The sequence below is a fragment of the uncultured Dokdonia sp. genome (assembly GCF_937910895.1).
In the GTDB taxonomy this organism is placed as follows: domain Bacteria; phylum Bacteroidota; class Bacteroidia; order Flavobacteriales; family Flavobacteriaceae; genus Dokdonia.
In genome coordinates this window covers 1-16151 of sequence record NZ_CALEMI010000081.1, presented here as the reverse complement: position 1 = coordinate 16151, position 16151 = coordinate 1, and the positions used below count along the sequence as shown (strand labels likewise).

General features: G+C 36.9%; 14 protein-coding genes. 4 read left to right on the top strand and 10 right to left on the bottom strand.

All coding sequences use genetic code 11. The features are described 5' to 3' along the window. The 6 genes from rodA to purH form a co-directional block, all read right to left on the bottom strand. Positions 1 to 1205, bottom strand: a 1205-nt coding sequence (rodA, locus tag Q0505_RS10000) for a rod shape-determining protein RodA (protein ID WP_299212298.1), incomplete at its 3' end; no start/stop codon positions are given. Beyond that, positions 1202 to 3118 carry a penicillin-binding protein 2 gene (gene mrdA / locus Q0505_RS09995; RefSeq protein ID WP_299212295.1) on the bottom strand — a complete coding sequence of 639 codons (1917 nt, stop codon included), beginning with the start codon at positions 3116 to 3118 and terminating at the stop codon, positions 1202 to 1204. The genes mrdA and rodA, both read right to left, overlap by 4 nt. Continuing rightward, on the bottom strand, positions 3115 to 3621 hold the full coding sequence (mreD, locus tag Q0505_RS09990; RefSeq protein ID WP_299212292.1) for a rod shape-determining protein MreD: 507 nt from the start codon (positions 3619 to 3621) through the stop codon (positions 3115 to 3117). Before mreD ends, mrdA begins: the two co-directional genes overlap by 4 nt. Then, complete coding sequence (gene mreC / locus Q0505_RS09985) at positions 3611 to 4444, bottom strand: rod shape-determining protein MreC (protein WP_299212289.1); 834 nt, start codon at positions 4442 to 4444, stop codon at positions 3611 to 3613. Before mreC ends, mreD begins: the two co-directional genes overlap by 11 nt. Before the next feature lie 14 nt (positions 4445 to 4458). Beyond that, entirely contained in the window at positions 4459 to 5487 is a 1029-nt protein-coding gene (locus Q0505_RS09980; protein WP_299212286.1) for a rod shape-determining protein, read from the bottom strand. Between the two features lie 108 nt (positions 5488 to 5595). Next, the gene (purH, locus tag Q0505_RS09975) at positions 5596 to 7128 is read right to left on the bottom strand and encodes a bifunctional phosphoribosylaminoimidazolecarboxamide formyltransferase/IMP cyclohydrolase (RefSeq protein WP_299212283.1); all 1533 of its coding nucleotides are present in this window, start codon (positions 7126 to 7128) and stop codon (positions 5596 to 5598) included. 145 nt (positions 7129 to 7273) lie between these two features. Between purH and Q0505_RS09970 the strand changes: the two genes are divergently transcribed. After that, positions 7274 to 8539 carry an ABC transporter permease gene (locus tag Q0505_RS09970; RefSeq protein ID WP_299212281.1) on the top strand — a complete coding sequence of 422 codons (1266 nt, stop codon included), beginning with the start codon at positions 7274 to 7276 and terminating at the stop codon, positions 8537 to 8539. Between the two features lie 46 nt (positions 8540 to 8585). On the opposite strand, the gene Q0505_RS09965 is transcribed toward Q0505_RS09970, so the two are convergent. Continuing rightward, positions 8586 to 9053 (bottom strand): GAF domain-containing protein, encoded by a 468-nt coding sequence (locus tag Q0505_RS09965; protein WP_299212278.1) that lies wholly within the window; start codon positions 9051 to 9053, stop codon positions 8586 to 8588. Between the two features lie 35 nt (positions 9054 to 9088). Here Q0505_RS09965 and xrtF point away from each other — a divergent pair, with 35 nt between their 5' ends. Genes xrtF through Q0505_RS09950 form a run of 3 tightly spaced genes read left to right on the top strand, consistent with a single transcriptional unit; the run spans position 9089 to position 10669 of the window. Continuing rightward, the gene (xrtF, locus tag Q0505_RS09960) at positions 9089 to 9652 is read left to right on the top strand and encodes an exosortase family protein XrtF (protein WP_299212275.1); all 564 of its coding nucleotides are present in this window, start codon (positions 9089 to 9091) and stop codon (positions 9650 to 9652) included. After that, on the top strand, positions 9649 to 10083 hold the full coding sequence (locus Q0505_RS09955) for an exosortase F system-associated protein (protein ID WP_299212272.1): 435 nt from the start codon (positions 9649 to 9651) through the stop codon (positions 10081 to 10083). The genes xrtF and Q0505_RS09955 overlap by 4 nt, the downstream gene beginning before the upstream one ends. A gap of 34 nt (positions 10084 to 10117) precedes the next feature. Next, entirely contained in the window at positions 10118 to 10669 is a 552-nt protein-coding gene (locus tag Q0505_RS09950; RefSeq protein WP_299212269.1) for a DUF3347 domain-containing protein, read from the top strand. Positions 10670 to 10921: 252 nt separating this feature from the next. Here the strand turns inward: Q0505_RS09950 and Q0505_RS09945 are convergent, their stop codons facing one another. The 3 genes from Q0505_RS09945 to groL form a co-directional block, all read right to left on the bottom strand. Then, on the bottom strand, positions 10922 to 12664 hold the full coding sequence (locus Q0505_RS09945) for a redoxin domain-containing protein (RefSeq protein WP_299212265.1): 1743 nt from the start codon (positions 12662 to 12664) through the stop codon (positions 10922 to 10924). 59 nt (positions 12665 to 12723) lie between these two features. Further along, complete coding sequence (locus tag Q0505_RS09940) at positions 12724 to 14205, bottom strand: sodium/proline symporter (RefSeq protein WP_299212262.1); 1482 nt, start codon at positions 14203 to 14205, stop codon at positions 12724 to 12726. Positions 14206 to 14432: 227 nt separating this feature from the next. Further along, the gene (gene groL / locus Q0505_RS09935; RefSeq protein WP_299212259.1) at positions 14433 to 16064 is read right to left on the bottom strand and encodes a chaperonin GroEL; all 1632 of its coding nucleotides are present in this window, start codon (positions 16062 to 16064) and stop codon (positions 14433 to 14435) included. Positions 16065 to 16151 lie beyond the last annotated feature (87 nt).

The following is a 16151-nucleotide window of genomic DNA, read 5'->3' as shown; positions in this document are numbered from 1 at the left end:
GTGAATCCCCAAAAGCCGGAGCCTCCGTAGCTGAAGAAGGGTAAGGGTATTCCTATCGTAGGTAGCAACCCAGTAACCATTCCTACATTTACCGTAAAATGGATAAAAATAATACCAGCGACACTGTAGCCATAAATACGGCTAAAATCGTTTTTCTGTTTTTCAGAAAGTTGTATAATTCGTAGGATGAGAAGCACAAAAAGCATGACGACAAGCGCGCTGCCCATAAACCCCCATTCTTCCCCTACAGCGCTAAAAATATAATCGGTGTCTTGTTCAGGAACAAATTTACCTGTAGTTTGAGTTCCTTGTAAAAAGCCTTGTCCCGTCCATCCTCCATTACCAATGGCAATCTCACTTTGACGTGTGTTATATCCTATACTTTGCGTATCTGCTTCTTTTCCTAAAACAATATTAAATCGATCTCTATGACGTTGCTGAAATACGTTTTCAAAGATATAATTCACAGAAAATGAAAATAATGTACATGCTAAAACTATACCCGTATACATTAATTTGGAAGGGCGTTTCTTTCTGTTTTTAAGAAAAAGTAAAACGGCAATAGTGCCAACTCCAAGCGCAATATATAAAGGTCCGAATAGAAGTGTGAGTACAAATAAAGTAACTACTGAGGCTCCCAAAATAAGATATACAGCAGCAATACCTTCTCTATATAAAGGAAAAAAGAATGCCGCGTATACAAGAGCACTCCCTGGATCTGGTTGAGGTATGATTACAAGCGCAGGAATCGCAATAATCAGAAAAGCCCTTAATTGATCTCGTAACGTTTTTATGTTGGTCTGTATATCACTGAGGTACTTAGCCAGTGCAAGTGCTGTGGCTACTTTTGCAAACTCACTAGGTTGCAATGTGAAAGATCCAAATGCAAACCAACTAGTCGCACCATTTATGTTTTTTCCTAAAGGAAATAAAAGGAGGAGTGATACAATGGCGATCACATAAATTAAACTAGAAAATCGTTCAAAAAACTTACTATCTAGAAATAGGATAAATGTGATAATGATAAAGCCTAAGCCAATCCAAATAAGTTGTTTGAAATGAAGATTGTCTAGGTTGAAAAAATTTTCTACTTCGGGATTATACGATGCCGAATATATACTTAACCATCCTATGCTAATTAAGGCTAGATATAGTAAAATAAGAACCCAATCAAAACTACCTACACTGCGTGATCCAGTACTCATAATTCTTGATTTTCTTCTGCCAAGAATTTAGCACTTATTTTTTTTCCATCATTAATAGGGAAAGGTCTGCCGAGTAGTGGTTTTTCATATTCTTCTTCAAGACTATGGGTAAGAACCCAGTTTTCTAGATCCTTGCGAGTAACCTCACCTTTGATATATTTTTCGATCATAATAGAAGCGATACGACCTCCAAATCGAGCACCCCAATATCCATTTTCTACAAAGACAGCAATCGCTATTTTAGGATTGTCTTTGGGAGCAAAAGCTATAAATACAGAGTGATCCGTTAATTGTACTGTACGTCCACCAATCTTCATACTATTTTCTGCAGTTCCTGTTTTTCCACAGATTTCTATTCCTGGCACCTTAAGAAAGTTTGCGGTTCCATAATTATATACATCATTGAGTCCTTGTACAACAGGTCCAAAATGACGAGGATCAATGGTAGTAACTTGCTTCTCTTTGTATTTTGAAGGAATGGTATCAACACCTGTGATGTTCTTAATAATATGGGGCTTGTAAAACCAACCTCTATTGGCAATAGCGGTGGTGAAATTAACCATTTGCATAGGGGTCATCAAAACCTCTCCTTGTCCTATCGCGTTAGATATAGTGGCTGTAGTTCCCCAACGGTATGTGGGGTAATTATATATTTTATTATAACGATCTGCACTTGGAATTAATCCCTTTTTACCAGTTGGAAGATCATATCCCATAAAATCACCAAGTCCAAAACTAGCTAAGTGTTCTTTCCAGCGATCAATACCTTCTTGCGGTGTTTCATACTTATCTATAGTGTTACGATAAACGGTGGCAAAATAGCTATTGCAGGAATATGCAATCCCACTTATAAGTTGTACAGGGCTTTTATGGTGATGGCAGCCTAGTGGTTTTTTTCCTCCATACCGATAGCCTCCATTACAATACACTTTGTTTTCAGTAGTCACAACGCCTTCTTGTAATGCGATAAGTGACGTCAATGCTTTAAATGGAGATCCTGGCGCGTATTCCCCTAGAAGAACTCTGTCAAACAAAGGTTTTGCAATGCTATCTGCATCTAGCTGTGTATAGTTTTTAGAGCGTTCTCTTCCTACGAGTAATGCAGGGTCATAATTAGGTGCTGCGATAAGTGCTAGAATTTCACCTGTAGCTGGTTCTATCGCAACGATACCTCCTCGTTTATTGACCATAAGCTCTTCTCCATATTTTTGAAGCTCGGCATCTATGGTTAGCTGAATGTTACGACCAGCGACAGGTAGTGTATCTAGTGAACCTTCTTTATATGGAGCAATCACTCTATTGAATCTATCTTTTTGAAATCTCTTTACTCCTTTTACACCCCGTAATACGTCTTCGTATTGTTGTTCGACACCTTGTCGCCCTATCAAATCTCCAGATTGATAATAAGGATCTCTTTCAATCATGCTTTGGTTTACTTCTTGGATATATCCTAAAAAGTTAGCACCAAAATCTATTTGATAGTCTCTTAATGAACGTTTTTGGATATAAAATCCTTCGTACTTATGCATTTGCTCACCAAGGTATGCGTAGTCTTCGGTAGACATTGTAGGGATAATAACAGATGGCAGCCTTGGAGAGTATACCCTAGCTCTATTGAGTTCTTTGACTAATTCTTCTTTTTCAATACCTAATAATTTACAGAGCCCTAAGGTGTCAAAAGATTTTATATCTCTAGGGATTGCCATAAGGTCATACGAGGGTTGATTGGAGACCAATAACTTATTATTACGATCATAAATATGCCCGCGTTGTGGATAATCATATACCACTTTTATAGCATTGTTTTCTGATTTAACAACAGCAGAAGTGTCATAAATCTGCAAATAGAAAAGTCTTACCGTAAATAATAGGCCAGTGCTAAGTACAATAGAAAGAAGTAATAATTTTCTCATCCTTTACGATTACTAAAAAGAATATTAAATAGGAGACAAAGAATACTAGTGAATATTCCTGTAAACAACGTTTTTTTAAGGATATAAAGTATATTAGAAATGTTAAATACCTCTAAAGAAAAAAGCACCAAGTGATGCACAAAAACAAGACTTGAAATATATACTAAACGTTCGTAAAATGTCACATTTGGAAGTTTGATTGCGTTGTATTCATAACTTACTCCAAAAGTTAAGCGCAATGCTACAGGTCTAAAATAAGCAATGGTAAGACAAGCGGCTGCATGCATACCTCCACTGTTGCTAAACATATCTAGGGTTAATCCTGTTAAAAAAGCAATACATAGATAAAGAGAGCGGTTAGCATTAAATGGAAATACCAATATAAATAACATATAAGGATAAGGAGTGATGTATCCCATAAAATCAATGTTATTAAATACAAGAACTTGTGCTAAAAGCAAGATAATAAAACGGACACTATTGATGAGGAAGTTATTCTTCATTAGGATCCCTGTTTTCTAACGCCTTGATTTCTTCACTATCTTTATTTTCTATGACATATACATGACCTAAACTCGTCATATCATTAAAAAGACGTACAGATAGTTCATAGAAGTTTTTACTATTGTCTAATGTAAAATTTTCTATAGTTCCTATAGGAATTCCTTTCGGGAAAATAGCCGATTTACCACTTGTTTCTATAGTATCTCCAATTTTTACAGGAGCTTGTTCCTGCATATCAATCACGGTCATAACATTAGGATGTTCCCCATGCCATTCTAAAGTACCTTGATGGTTTGAAGAGCGCAATGTGACATTGGTTTTAAAATTGGAATTTAGCATGGATAAAACCGTACTGTATTTTGTAGATGTTTTTTCGATAAATCCTACAATTCCTTTACTGGTAATGACCCCCATTTCTGGGAAAATACTATCTCTTCGACCCACTTTTAATGTAATAATATTATCTGTTTTAGAATACGAATTTTTAATCACTTTAGCAGGAATATATCTATATTGTCCTTCTATGGAGTTATAAAGTGTTAAGGAATCAAATGATGGTATAGCTGAAAGAAGCTTGGATTGATTTTCGCGCAAGCGTGCATTTTCTTCTAACAATTGTTGATTGTAGGTCTTCAAATGAAAATAATCCTGAACACCACTTAAGGATTCATACACCCCCCCAGAGAGAAAATTTGCCGAATTGATAAATTTACTCTTATGATACGAATGCGATTGAATCGTAAAAACAAGGGAGATAAAAAATAAAAAGGCAAACAGTAGGAAGTTTTTGTTCCTAATCAAAAAATTGATGATCTGCTGCATGGGTCAACGACTTGTTATTTGATGAGTACGCTCTTGTATTTAGGAATGTTCTTGAGGCAGATACCTGTCCCTCTTACAACCGCTCTTAAGGGATCTTCTGCAATGTAAACTGGAAGATCTGTTTTTTGAGACAAACGTTTGTCGAGACCTCTTAGCATAGATCCACCTCCAGCTAAATAGATTCCAGTATTATAAATATCGGCAGCGAGTTCTGGAGGTGTTTGTGACAAGGTCTCCATCACCGCATCTTCAATACGTAAAATTGACTTATCTAGTGCTTTAGCAATTTCTCTATAAGAGATCTGTACTTGTTTTGGTTTCCCTGTAAGTAAATCACGTCCTTGAACACTCATTTCGTCTGGTGGCACTTCCAAATCTTCTGTAGCAGCACCTATTTGTATTTTTATTCTTTCTGCGCTGCGTTCTCCCACATAAAGGTTGTGTTGTGTACGCATATAATACACAATATCATTTGTAAATACATCTCCCGCAATCTTAACTGATTTATCACATACAATACCGCCCAAAGCAATGACAGCAATCTCAGTGGTTCCTCCTCCAATATCCACGATCATATTTCCTTTAGGTTGCATGATATCAACTCCGATACCGATAGCAGCTGCCATAGGTTCGTGAATTAAGTACACCTCTTTCCCATTTACACGCTCTGCACTTTCCTTTACCGCACGCATCTCCACTTCTGTAATTCCTGAAGGGATACAGATGACCATTCGCAAGGCAGGTGGAAATAATTTTTTCTTAAGCGCAGGAATTTCTTTGATAAACATACTGATCATTTGCTCACTCGCATCAAAATCTGCAATTACCCCATCCTTAAGTGGTCTAATCGTTTTTATGTTTTCATGCGTTTTTCCTTGCATTTGGGCTGCTTCCTTGCCTACGGCAATGATCTTATTTGTAGTACGATCACGGGCAACAATAGATGGGCTGTCCACCACAACCTTACCGTTATGGATAATCAATGTGTTTGCAGTACCAAGGTCAATGGCAATGTCTTCTGTAAGGAAATCAAAAAATCCCATAGGGCGAGATAGGGTGTTAAATTTTAAATTGGTTTGTCGTATTTTCTAAATGTACAAATAATATAATGTTTTTTACGCTTTCGCGAAAGCGTATACCGTCTTAAAAAATTAATGTTTAAAATGGCGTATTCCAGTCATTACCATTGATAGCTTATGCTCGTTGCAATAATCTATCGTAAGTTGATCTTTTATAGATCCTCCAGGTTGAATAACCGCTGTAATTCCTGCATTGTCTGCAATCTCTACACAATCTGGAAATGGGAAGAAAGCATCACTCGCCATCACCGCTCCTGTAAGATCAAAATTGAACGAAGTTGCTTTTTCAATCGCTTGACGTAAGGCATCTACTCTTGAGGTTTGACCTGTACCACTTGCACAAAGTTGTTTGTTTTTACAAAGTACAATGGTATTCGACTTTGTATGCTTACATATTTTTGAAGCAAATAGTAAGTCTTCTAACTCATTATCTGTAGGTTTAGTATGTGTAGCGTGTGTTAAATTTTCTTTTGAATCTGTTTGCGAGTCTCTATCTTGAACAAGTGTTCCGTTAAGGCAGGTGCGCACCATCGTTTCTGGTAAAGAAGCTTCTTTTTGAATGAGTATAATTCTGTTTTTCTTTCCTTTTAAAACGGCTAAAGCATCATTGTCATAAGAAGGGGCAATCACGACTTCACAAAATAGCTTATGTATTTCTTCAGCAGTGGTTTTATCTATCGTGTTGTTTGCAATCAATACGCCTCCAAAAGCACTTGTAGGATCTCCAGCAAGTGCATCTACATAGGCAGTGTGCATCGTGTCACGTTGTGCAAAACCACACGCATTGTTGTGTTTTAAAATAGCAAACGTAGGGGCTTCCCCTGTAAACTCATTCATTAAGTTAACCGCTGCATCTACATCTAGTAAGTTGTTGTAAGAAAGTTCTTTCCCGTGTAGTTTGTCAAACATCGCATCAAAGTCTCCAAAGAAGAATCCGCGTTGATGTGGGTTTTCTCCATAGCGAAGTACTTTTCCTTTATGCTCGCTTATTTTTAAAGCAGGAATCTCATGGTCTGCATTAAAGTAATTAAAGATCGCGGTATCATAATGAGAAGAAACGCCAAAGGACTTAGCTGCAAATCGCTTACGATCTGCCAATGTTGTAGTTCCACCATTGTCGGTTACCATTTGTAAAACCTCAGCATAATCATCTACAGAAGAAACACACAAGGTGTCTTTAAAGTTTTTGGCAGCCGCACGAATCAGCGAAATTCCTCCGATGTCAATTTTTTCTATAATATCCTGTTCTGAAGCTCCAGAAGCTACTGTTTTTTCAAAAGGGTATAAATCTACAATAACAATGTCTAGTTGTGGGATTTCATATTCTTTCATCTCAGCAACATCACCTTCGTGATCTTGTCTGTTCAAAATACCACCAAACACTTTTGGATGTAATGTTTTTACACGTCCACCTAAAATAGATGGGTACGAAGTAATATCCTCAACGGGTACGACAGGGATTCCGAGATCGTTAATAAATTTTTGGGTTCCACCTGTAGAATATAAGGTAACTCCCAAGTCATGAAGTTTTTGAACTAGAGGAGCAAGACCTTCTTTACTAAAAACAGAAACTAACGCGGAACTCGCTTTTTTTACGTCGCTCATTATAGAAATTTTATATGATTTTGGATATGTGGCAAAAATAGCGATTTAACAGTTTATAGAAAGCGGTTTGATTGTATAAATTTGACACTTTTGTAACATATTTTGAGGTTAGACGTCTTATCTTTAAATTTTCCAAAATATATCGATGTTTATTTACTTACGTGTACTTAAAGAAAGCTTTCGTTTTGCAGTAAATGCATTGCGTAATAATAAACTCCGGACTTTCCTTTCTCTCATGGGAGTCACTGTTGGTATTTTTTCAATCATCGGTGTACTTTCTGCCGTAGATTCCTTGGAAAAACAAATCAAAGGAAGTCTGTCCAATCTTGATCAGAGTATTATGATTATATGTCATATATCTTTTGGCCCTACAGAAGTACCTAGATGGAAACGTGAACGGTTCCCCTTAGTAGATTATGCCGATTATCAGTATCTACAACGTAATCTACCTGGTCTTAAAGCAATAAATTATACCATTTCAGTACCCCAGCAAAAAGTAAAGTATGAAGATGAAGTTGTTGAGAGTGTACAAATAGACAATGCCACAGATGGATTGTATGAAATAGAATCTTTAAGCTTTGAAGAGGGACGTTTTTTTAGCGAACAGGAATCTGTTACCGGATCTAAAGTCGCTGTTATTGGCTCTGTTTTAAGAGATCAGCTTTTTGGTGAAGGAGCCAAAAATGTGATAGGAAAACAAGTAAAAACATTAAGTAATCGCTTTACAGTTATAGGAGTTTTAGAAAAACAAGGACTAGGTGCTTTTGGAGATTCAAAAGATGAGGTAATGGTCATTCCGGTTAATTTTGTGCGTAGAATTTATGGTGATAATAATAGATCAACATTTCCTACAATTACAATCCTTCCAGAAGAAGGAGAGGATTATGATGGATTTTATGCTGCTGCTGAGCAAAAGCTACGACAAGCAAGAGGGATCAAAGCTTCAGAAGACAGTAATTTCTTTATCAATAAATTGAGTGGTTTTGCAGATGTGATCGATGGACTCATCAGTGTTTTAAAACTCATTGGATGGGGTATAGGAGCTTTTGCTTTACTAGTAGGTGGCTTTGGAATTGCAAATATTATGTTTGTGAGTGTTAAAGAACGTACCAATCTTATTGGGATACAAAAAGCACTAGGAGCAAAACGTCGTTTTATATTATTTCAGTTTCTTTTTGAATCTATTTTACTCTCTATATTTGGAGGTCTTATCGGGATGTTTTTAGTTTGGGTCATTACATTTGGCTTGAATTACTCAGGAGTTGCTGGGGATTTTGAATTTGTACTTTCGCTATCTAACGTGTTCTTAGGACTTTCAGTAACGTTCTTTATAGGAATTGTCGCAGGGATCATTCCTGCCATAAGTGCCTCTCGATTGGATCCTGTAGAAGCGATACGAACTGGAATGTAGTAGGGGTCTCTATTTTTGAAACTAGGATGTTTTTTAGTTGTAATTTTTAAAATTTAGGGTAAATAATAGTTGAGACTTGTTCATTAACCCATTCTAAAAAACGTTCGTCTTCTACTGTAAAAGGATCTGGTGTGTTAGAATCAATATCTATTTGCCCTATATTTTTACCATCCTTAAAAAGGGGAACTACAATCTCACTCTTTACGGTAATACTACAAGCAATGTAGTTGTCTTGTGCAGCGACATCTGGAACCACAAAATTTTCATTAGACACCGCCACCTGACCACAGATTCCTTTTCCAAAAGGAATTACCGTATGATCTGTAGGCTCGCCTACGTAGGTTTCTAAATGTAATGTTTGTGTGTCGTGATTTGCAAAGTAAAAGCCAACCCAATTATAATAAGGGATAGCGTTGCGTAAAGCGTCACAGATTTCAGTCAATCTGTCTTTTGTAGATAGTGTTGTTTTTGATACAATCACACTAACTTCTTTTTTTAAATCTTCAAAAGCCATTTTTAATGTATTTTTGAGGCATAAACTTCAATAAATTGTTTAAACTAATAAACAAATATAAGTCGGTACTTCGTTTTATCCTTACGTTTGTAGGAAGTTATTTTGTACTTGTTTTACTTTATAATGTATATCTCACATACGGAGCTAGCAACACCTATTATCCAGATATTATTACGCACACCGTAGCACAACAGAGTGAATCGATAATTAATGCACTAGGATATGATATGAAAATTGTGCCTAGTAAAGTAGAGCCTGCTATGAATCTTACGATGAATAACAAAGTGTTGGCTCGAGTCGTAGAGGGATGTAATGCCGTAAGTGTGATGTTACTTTTTATCTCTTTTATGCTAGCCTTTTTTGATGGATGGAAACGTACCTTGCTATTTGTTTTTGGAGGAGTCGTTCTCATTTATGCGATGAATATAACTCGTATTGCACTTCTTACAATAGGGATCTATGAATATCCAGCATATACTGAATTGCTTCACGGAACTGTCTTTCCAGCAGTGATTTATGGTACTGTATTCTTGTTGTGGCTAGGATGGATTCGATCGTATAAAAAACAGCCTAAAGAGCCTAAAGAGCCTAAAGAATGAAAGTAGTCTTACGTGTCTTCGTTGTTTTTTTATGCTTGTTGGGATTTGCTTTTATACGCTTTCGCGAAAGCGAACTCTTCTACGATCCATTAATACAATTTTTTAAAAGCAACTACCAAAGAATGATGTTACCCGATATGGAGATGTGGAAATTTTATATCTCTCTGTTCTTTCGGTATCTTATAAATATGTTGCTATCCCTTATGATACTATGGATGGCTTTTAAAGAACGAGGGATTGTTAAATTTGCATTGCTGTTTTACGGAATTATATTTGCACTATTGGCAGTAATCCTCAGTATTTTACTGAACACCCAAGGTGTAGGGGAGTATTTACCTGTTTTTTATGTAAGACGATTTTTAATACAACCTATTTTGTTATTCATGTTATTACCTGCTTTTTATTACTACCGAAAGGTGAGTAATTCTTGATCAGATTGTATCTTTGTTTGCAAATTATAATCCTATGAAAAAGTATATATATCTTCTTGCAATGATCGCCTTTTTTTCGTGTAAAAATAAGGAGGCAGAAGTAAAAACGGCTCCTTCACAAGTAGCAGATATGCCTGTGGTTGAAACTACAGATTTGAACGAAACTAGTTCGGCAGTTGAGGTGACATTTGAAGATGCAGGATTTACAGAAATCTATAATGCATATCTAGATCTTAAAGCTACGTTGGTCAATACAGATGCTACAAAAGCACAAGAAGCCGCAACTATAATGCTTGCTAAAGTCGGCGAAAAGTATAAAGCCGCGGACTTAGTAGAAGCGCTAGAGAAAGTGAGTAATACAGATGCTATAAAAGAGCAACGTATGGCTTTTGAGAACGTGTCTATGATCGTAGAAACTCTGATTTCTGAAAACAAAATTACGTCTGGTGCTGTGTACAAGCAGTATTGCCCTATGGCATTTAATGGGAAAGGCGCTTATTGGTTGTCAAATTCTAATGAGGTACGTAATCCTTATTTTGGTGATCAAATGCTCAAATGTGGTGTCGTAGAAGAAGAAATTAAATAGACTCTTTCTTCTGAATCATGACTACGAAAAAAAGAAAACTTAGTATCACTCAAATACTCACAATTGCTTTTATAGTACTTTGTTTAGTTTGGGAGCGTAATGTTCAAATATACTTAGGAGAACATGGTTTGGAAAATAACTTTCAAACACGTAAAGATTTATTAGTAAGCATCCCTATACTGATTATATTAATTGTTATTTCTATCCGACAATGGAAGAAAACTAAGCGTGCCTAATTATAAATTACTTAGACTATTCTCCTACGACCGTATAATTTACGAGTCCCATAAACATTTCGTCACTACTTTGATATCCAAACGTAACTTCTTGAGACGGATCTGGATTCAATGGGTTTTGAAAAGAATTATTAAAAACCCCTGTTGCTTTTATAATGGTGCCTTTTGGTAAAAAGATGGGTTCTGTGTAATTATACACAAGTTGCCAATTAAAATCAAAATCAGGTACAGAAATTAAATCTATAACGTCTCCATTAGGCGTAGTGGCCGTAATTTTCATTTGCTTACCGCGAAAATGCATGTGCGGGAAAATACTGTGTACATAAACGTCCTCTGTAATTTTATCTTGGGCAACAGCTGGGGTTGCTTTTTCATAAGGTTGAATCTCAAAGTCATCAGAAAATACGCCTAATGAATAATATTGTTTACTTGGTTTCTCTTTGTGATAATACAGATGAATTTTTGTCACATCTTCTTCTTCTCTTCCAGTAGTCGTGTAGTGCGTTTGTAATATTAACTCAACATCCTTGTCTATATAAATTCCAGAATTATTAGGAAAGATCGTAGACTTTGAAGTGCCACTTGCCACAACCGCAATGAGGTTGTCTATCCATTGTCTTTCTGGACGATCAACAACAAGTTGAGGTTTTGAAGAACTAGCGAGCGTTGCATGATGTACTACTTTTGCATTACCAGGTACAATGGTGACACCAGCAAGCCATTTGCCTTCAGGAAGATCAAACTTAATCCTTTGATGACGATAGTCTATAATACCCGTTGGTGGGATAATTTCTTTTTTGAGTACAATCGTGGTATCAGGAATCATGGTTGTTTCTGGGATGAGTGCCTCTTTTGGTATGAGCCTTTTTAAAGGATCATCTCCTTCTCCATAGGGCATGCCGTCTTTAATCCAACGTACTAATGTACGTCTGTCTTTTTCTGCTATGGCAAAAGAATTGTCAAAAGACCCTACAGCAGGATCTGCTTTCCATGGTGGCATACGCTTACTTAACATCACTTGTTCTATCATTGCAGACCAACCCACAATCTTATTATAATCCGTCATGGACCAAGGTGCAACACCTCCATCTATATGACATCGTACACAATGATTGGTTAGAATAGGAGCAATGTCCTGTGTAAATGTTAGCGTATCTTTTTCTAAGGTACGTTGCCTTGTGACTCGGCAACCTCTGGTCATCTCTTGTTTATCAACAGGTCTTTGGTTTGCTATGATGGCATCCAGCGCATCTCTTAAATACGTCTCCGTAGGTGTTGATTTTTGAGTTTCGTAATCCAGTCTATTATTCAACGGTCCTCTGTAGATGATCTCTCTGGATGTTGGATCAAGAATAATAGCTTCTGCTGTAATGGTAATGTCTAAAGCATCGGCAACAAGTTGCACATCATCATAAAGTACAGGAACTTCAAACTCAAAATTAGTAGCTTCTTTTGCAATAGCAATACGATTGTCTTGGATATTGCTGTTGATCATAAAAAAAGTAACTCCTTCTGATTGATAATCATCTATAATCTCGTGAAAATCTGACAAGGCATTCCGTACTATAGGGCAACCATTTCCTTGAACGAATAATACAATGGCTTTACTGTCATTATATGTTGACAGTCTATGAAAACCTCCTTGGGCATCATAAAGCGCATAATCGTTTACTCTTCCATCTGGAATCGCTACAGGAATCTCTTTGCAAGCAGTGAGACACCATAAAGCTATGATTAGATATAAAAATTTCTGTTTCATAATAGGATGCAAAAATAAATAAAATCACACGGAATATGTCTTAATGCAAGTAATATACGCTAGTTTGTTTTAGGATATAGTTTTGTAAAAATAACACCTGCGATGATGGACAATAAAAATGAAGGTGCCAGCACATCTAATTTTTCAAAGTAAATGCCTATTCCATCTATCGGCTGGATAACAAATTCAAAAAATGGGACGCATAAAAATCCCGTAATCATAGAAGCAAGCGCTCCTTTTTCTGAATAGGGTTTCCAGAATAATGATAAGATAATAACAGGACAAAAGGTAGCAGCGATACCAGACCAGCCAAAAATAACAAACCAGAAAATAGTCCGGTCAGGGGATCTTACGGCGACTATCATAGCAATAATTAAAGCTACTATGGCTAATGCTAATGTGATGAGCCTAGAGATTTTAGTAAGCCTCTTCTGTTCTACTTCTGGGTTGATAATCTTCTGATAGAAATCCCTAGACAATGCACTAGATGCAACAACAATAAGCGAGTCTATAGTAGACATAATAGCCGATAATACAATAGCAATATAAATAGCGACAATAACGAGTGGTAATAGGTCTTCTATCATCATGATTAAGACACCCTCACCAGCGATTCCTAATACGGCTTCTGGATCTTGTCCTATAGAGGTGTATAAATAACGACCTAATAGACCAATGGTAACGGCAGCAAAATCAGTGAGTAACGTAAATAGGATCGCTACCCATTTTCCTTTATCTATTTCGGCTTCACTTTTTACAGACATAAACCGAACATAAATCTGTGGAGACCCCAGAAATCCTAATCCAATCATAGCAAATCCTAAGATGGTAAAAACGGCGAGCATTGGGTTTGAGGTGTCTCCCCAAATACTCGTAAGGTTTGGATCCATTTGAGTAAGTCCCTCTACGATACTACCACCATCATCTATAGATAACCAAGCGATAAATGGAAGGCAGACTAGTCCAAAAAACATTAGGACTCCCTGAAAAAAATCTGACCAAACCGCTGCCAGAAATCCGCCTATATATACATAAGCCATCACGATAATAAATCCTAAAATAGCGCCTGTGAAGTAATTAATTCCCAAAAGAGATTCAAAAGCTTTTCCTGTGGCATCTATCTGCGAACTCACATAAATAACAACAAACAAAGAAAGCGCCGTTGCGGCTACTTTACGTATTGTTTTTCTTCCTGTATTAAAATGACTTTCTAGATAATCTGGAATAGTGATAGAATCATATTTGTCTGTAGCACGTTTAAAACGTTTAGCCATAAAAAACCAAGAAACACCAACGCCTAAAACCTCTCCCAAAACAACCCAATATGCTGAGTAGCCTGCAATAGCTCCCATACCTGTAAGTCCTAAAAGAAGCCATCCAGATTCACCCGTAGCTCTTGCTGAAAACGCAACAGCCCAGTATCCTAATTTTTTTCCTCCTACATAAAAATCACTAACTCCTTTGACGCTTCTAGAAGCGACAATACCTATAATCATCAGTACAGAAAAATACAATCCTAGAACAATCAGTTTGGTAAGCATATCGTGTGTTTTGAATTTGTAATGTACGGTTTTTTGAATAAGTTAGATGAAGTGGTTTTATACGCTTTCGCGAAAGCGTATAGATAATAACTCAAAATAAACAATCAGAATAATTAAGAGATTTCCGTCTTCATGGAAATATGATTTAAAAAGAAAAGGCCTTTGTTTCGCAACAAAGACCTTTCTAAATAATCTATTATAGATTTCTTATCTATGGCGATTCACCATTACATCATCCCTGGCATTCCACCGCCGCCCATAGGAGGCATAGAAGGTGCATCTTCTTTAATATCTGTAAGAGCACATTCTGTAGTAAGAATCATTCCAGCAACAGAAGCAGCGTTTTCAAGAGCTACACGAGTTACTTTTTTAGGATCGATAATTCCAGCTTTGATCATATCTGTATACTCACCATTTTTTGCATTGTAACCAAAGTCTTTTTTCCCTTCCATTACTTTTGCAATCACAACAGAACCTTCTCCACCAGCGTTTGAAACGATGGTACGTAAAGGGGATTCTATAGCACGATTTACAATCTGTACGCCAGTAGCCTCATCATCATTTTCAGTTTTTATTTTTTCAAGAGCAGATTTTGCACGTACAAGTGCAACGCCTCCACCAGCAACAATACCTTCTTCTACAGCTGCACGGGTCGCATGAAGTGCATCATCAACACGGTCTTTTTTCTCCTTCATTTCAACTTCTGAAGCAGCACCAACGTACAATACAGCAACACCTCCAGCTAGTTTAGCAAGACGCTCTTGTAATTTTTCTTTGTCATAATCACTTGTTGTAGTCTCTATTTGAGATTTGATTTCTCCTACACGAGCTTTGATCATTTTCTTGTCTCCGGCTCCGTTTACAACAGTAGTAGTGTCTTTATCTATCGTCACAGTCTCAGCAGTACCAAGCATATCTATGGTTGCGTTTTCTAAGGTAAATCCGCGTTCTTCAGAGATCACGGTTCCTCCTGTTAAAACAGCAATATCTTCTAGCATTGCTTTACGACGATCTCCAAAACCTGGTGCTTTTACAGCAGCGATTTTAAGAGCGCCACGAAGTTTGTTTACAACCAGCGTAGCGAGTGCTTCTCCATCTACATCTTCGGCAATAATAAGAAGTGGTTTACCTGTTTGTGCTACAGGTTCTAACACAGGAAGTAAATCCTTCATTGAAGAGATTTTTTTATCAAAAAGTAAGATATATGGGCTTTCTAATTCCGCATTCATTTTCTCACTATTCGTTACAAAGTATGGAGATAAATATCCACGGTCAAACTGCATTCCTTCTACAACATCTACATAAGTTTCTGTTCCTTTGGCTTCTTCTACAGTGATCACGCCTTCTTTGCCTACTTTTCCAAAAGCTTCTGCAATCAATTCTCCAATAATATTATCGTTATTTGCAGAAATAGCAGCTACTTGTTTGATTTTTTCTGAAGAGTTACCCACTTTTGTGGCTTGCTTTTCAAGGTTTTGGACAATTGCTTCTACAGCCTTGTCAATACCGCGTTTTAAATCCATTGGATTTGCACCTGCAGCTACGTTTTTAAGTCCTTCTTTTACGATAGCTTGTGCAAGTACGGTGGCAGTAGTTGTTCCGTCACCTGCAAGATCATTTGTTTTTGAAGCTACTTCTTTTACCATCTGAGCTCCCATATTTTCAACAGGGTCTTTTAGCTCTATTTCTTTAGCTACTGTTACTCCATCTTTGGTGATATTTGGTGATCCAAATTTTTTGTCAATAACTACGTTTCTTCCCTTAGGTCCAAGGGTTACTTTTACTGCATTTGCCAGTGCGTCTACTCCATTTTTGAGTTTGTCCCGTGCAACGGTGTCAAATAAAATTTGCTTTGCCATTTTGTTCTAACTTAAATTTTAAAATGATTAAATGATAGCGAGAATATCCGATTCTCTCATAATTAATAAATCTTTACCTTCTACGTT

What these genes read in the sequence shown, in the direction of transcription:
- mrdA (WP_299212295.1), bottom strand. Translation starts at nt 3,118, where the DNA reads ATGAGAAAATTATTACTTCTTTCTATTGTACTTAGCACTGGCCTATTA.
- mreD (WP_299212292.1), bottom strand. Translation starts at nt 3,621, where the DNA reads ATGAAGAATAACTTCCTCATCAATAGTGTCCGTTTTATTATCTTGCTT.
- mreC (WP_299212289.1), bottom strand. Translation starts at nt 4,444, where the DNA reads ATGCAGCAGATCATCAATTTTTTGATTAGGAACAAAAACTTCCTACTG.
- Q0505_RS09980 (WP_299212286.1), bottom strand. Translation starts at nt 5,487, where the DNA reads ATGGGATTTTTTGATTTCCTTACAGAAGACATTGCCATTGACCTTGGT.
- purH (WP_299212283.1), bottom strand. Translation starts at nt 7,128, where the DNA reads ATGAGCGACGTAAAAAAAGCGAGTTCCGCGTTAGTTTCTGTTTTTAGT.
- Q0505_RS09970 (WP_299212281.1), top strand. Translation starts at nt 7,274, where the DNA reads ATGTTTATTTACTTACGTGTACTTAAAGAAAGCTTTCGTTTTGCAGTA.
- Q0505_RS09965 (WP_299212278.1), bottom strand. Translation starts at nt 9,053, where the DNA reads ATGGCTTTTGAAGATTTAAAAAAAGAAGTTAGTGTGATTGTATCAAAA.
- Q0505_RS09955 (WP_299212272.1), top strand. Translation starts at nt 9,649, where the DNA reads ATGAAAGTAGTCTTACGTGTCTTCGTTGTTTTTTTATGCTTGTTGGGA.
- Q0505_RS09950 (WP_299212269.1), top strand. Translation starts at nt 10,118, where the DNA reads ATGAAAAAGTATATATATCTTCTTGCAATGATCGCCTTTTTTTCGTGT.
- Q0505_RS09945 (WP_299212265.1), bottom strand. Translation starts at nt 12,664, where the DNA reads ATGAAACAGAAATTTTTATATCTAATCATAGCTTTATGGTGTCTCACT.
- Q0505_RS09940 (WP_299212262.1), bottom strand. Translation starts at nt 14,205, where the DNA reads ATGCTTACCAAACTGATTGTTCTAGGATTGTATTTTTCTGTACTGATG.
- groL (WP_299212259.1), bottom strand. Translation starts at nt 16,064, where the DNA reads ATGGCAAAGCAAATTTTATTTGACACCGTTGCACGGGACAAACTCAAA.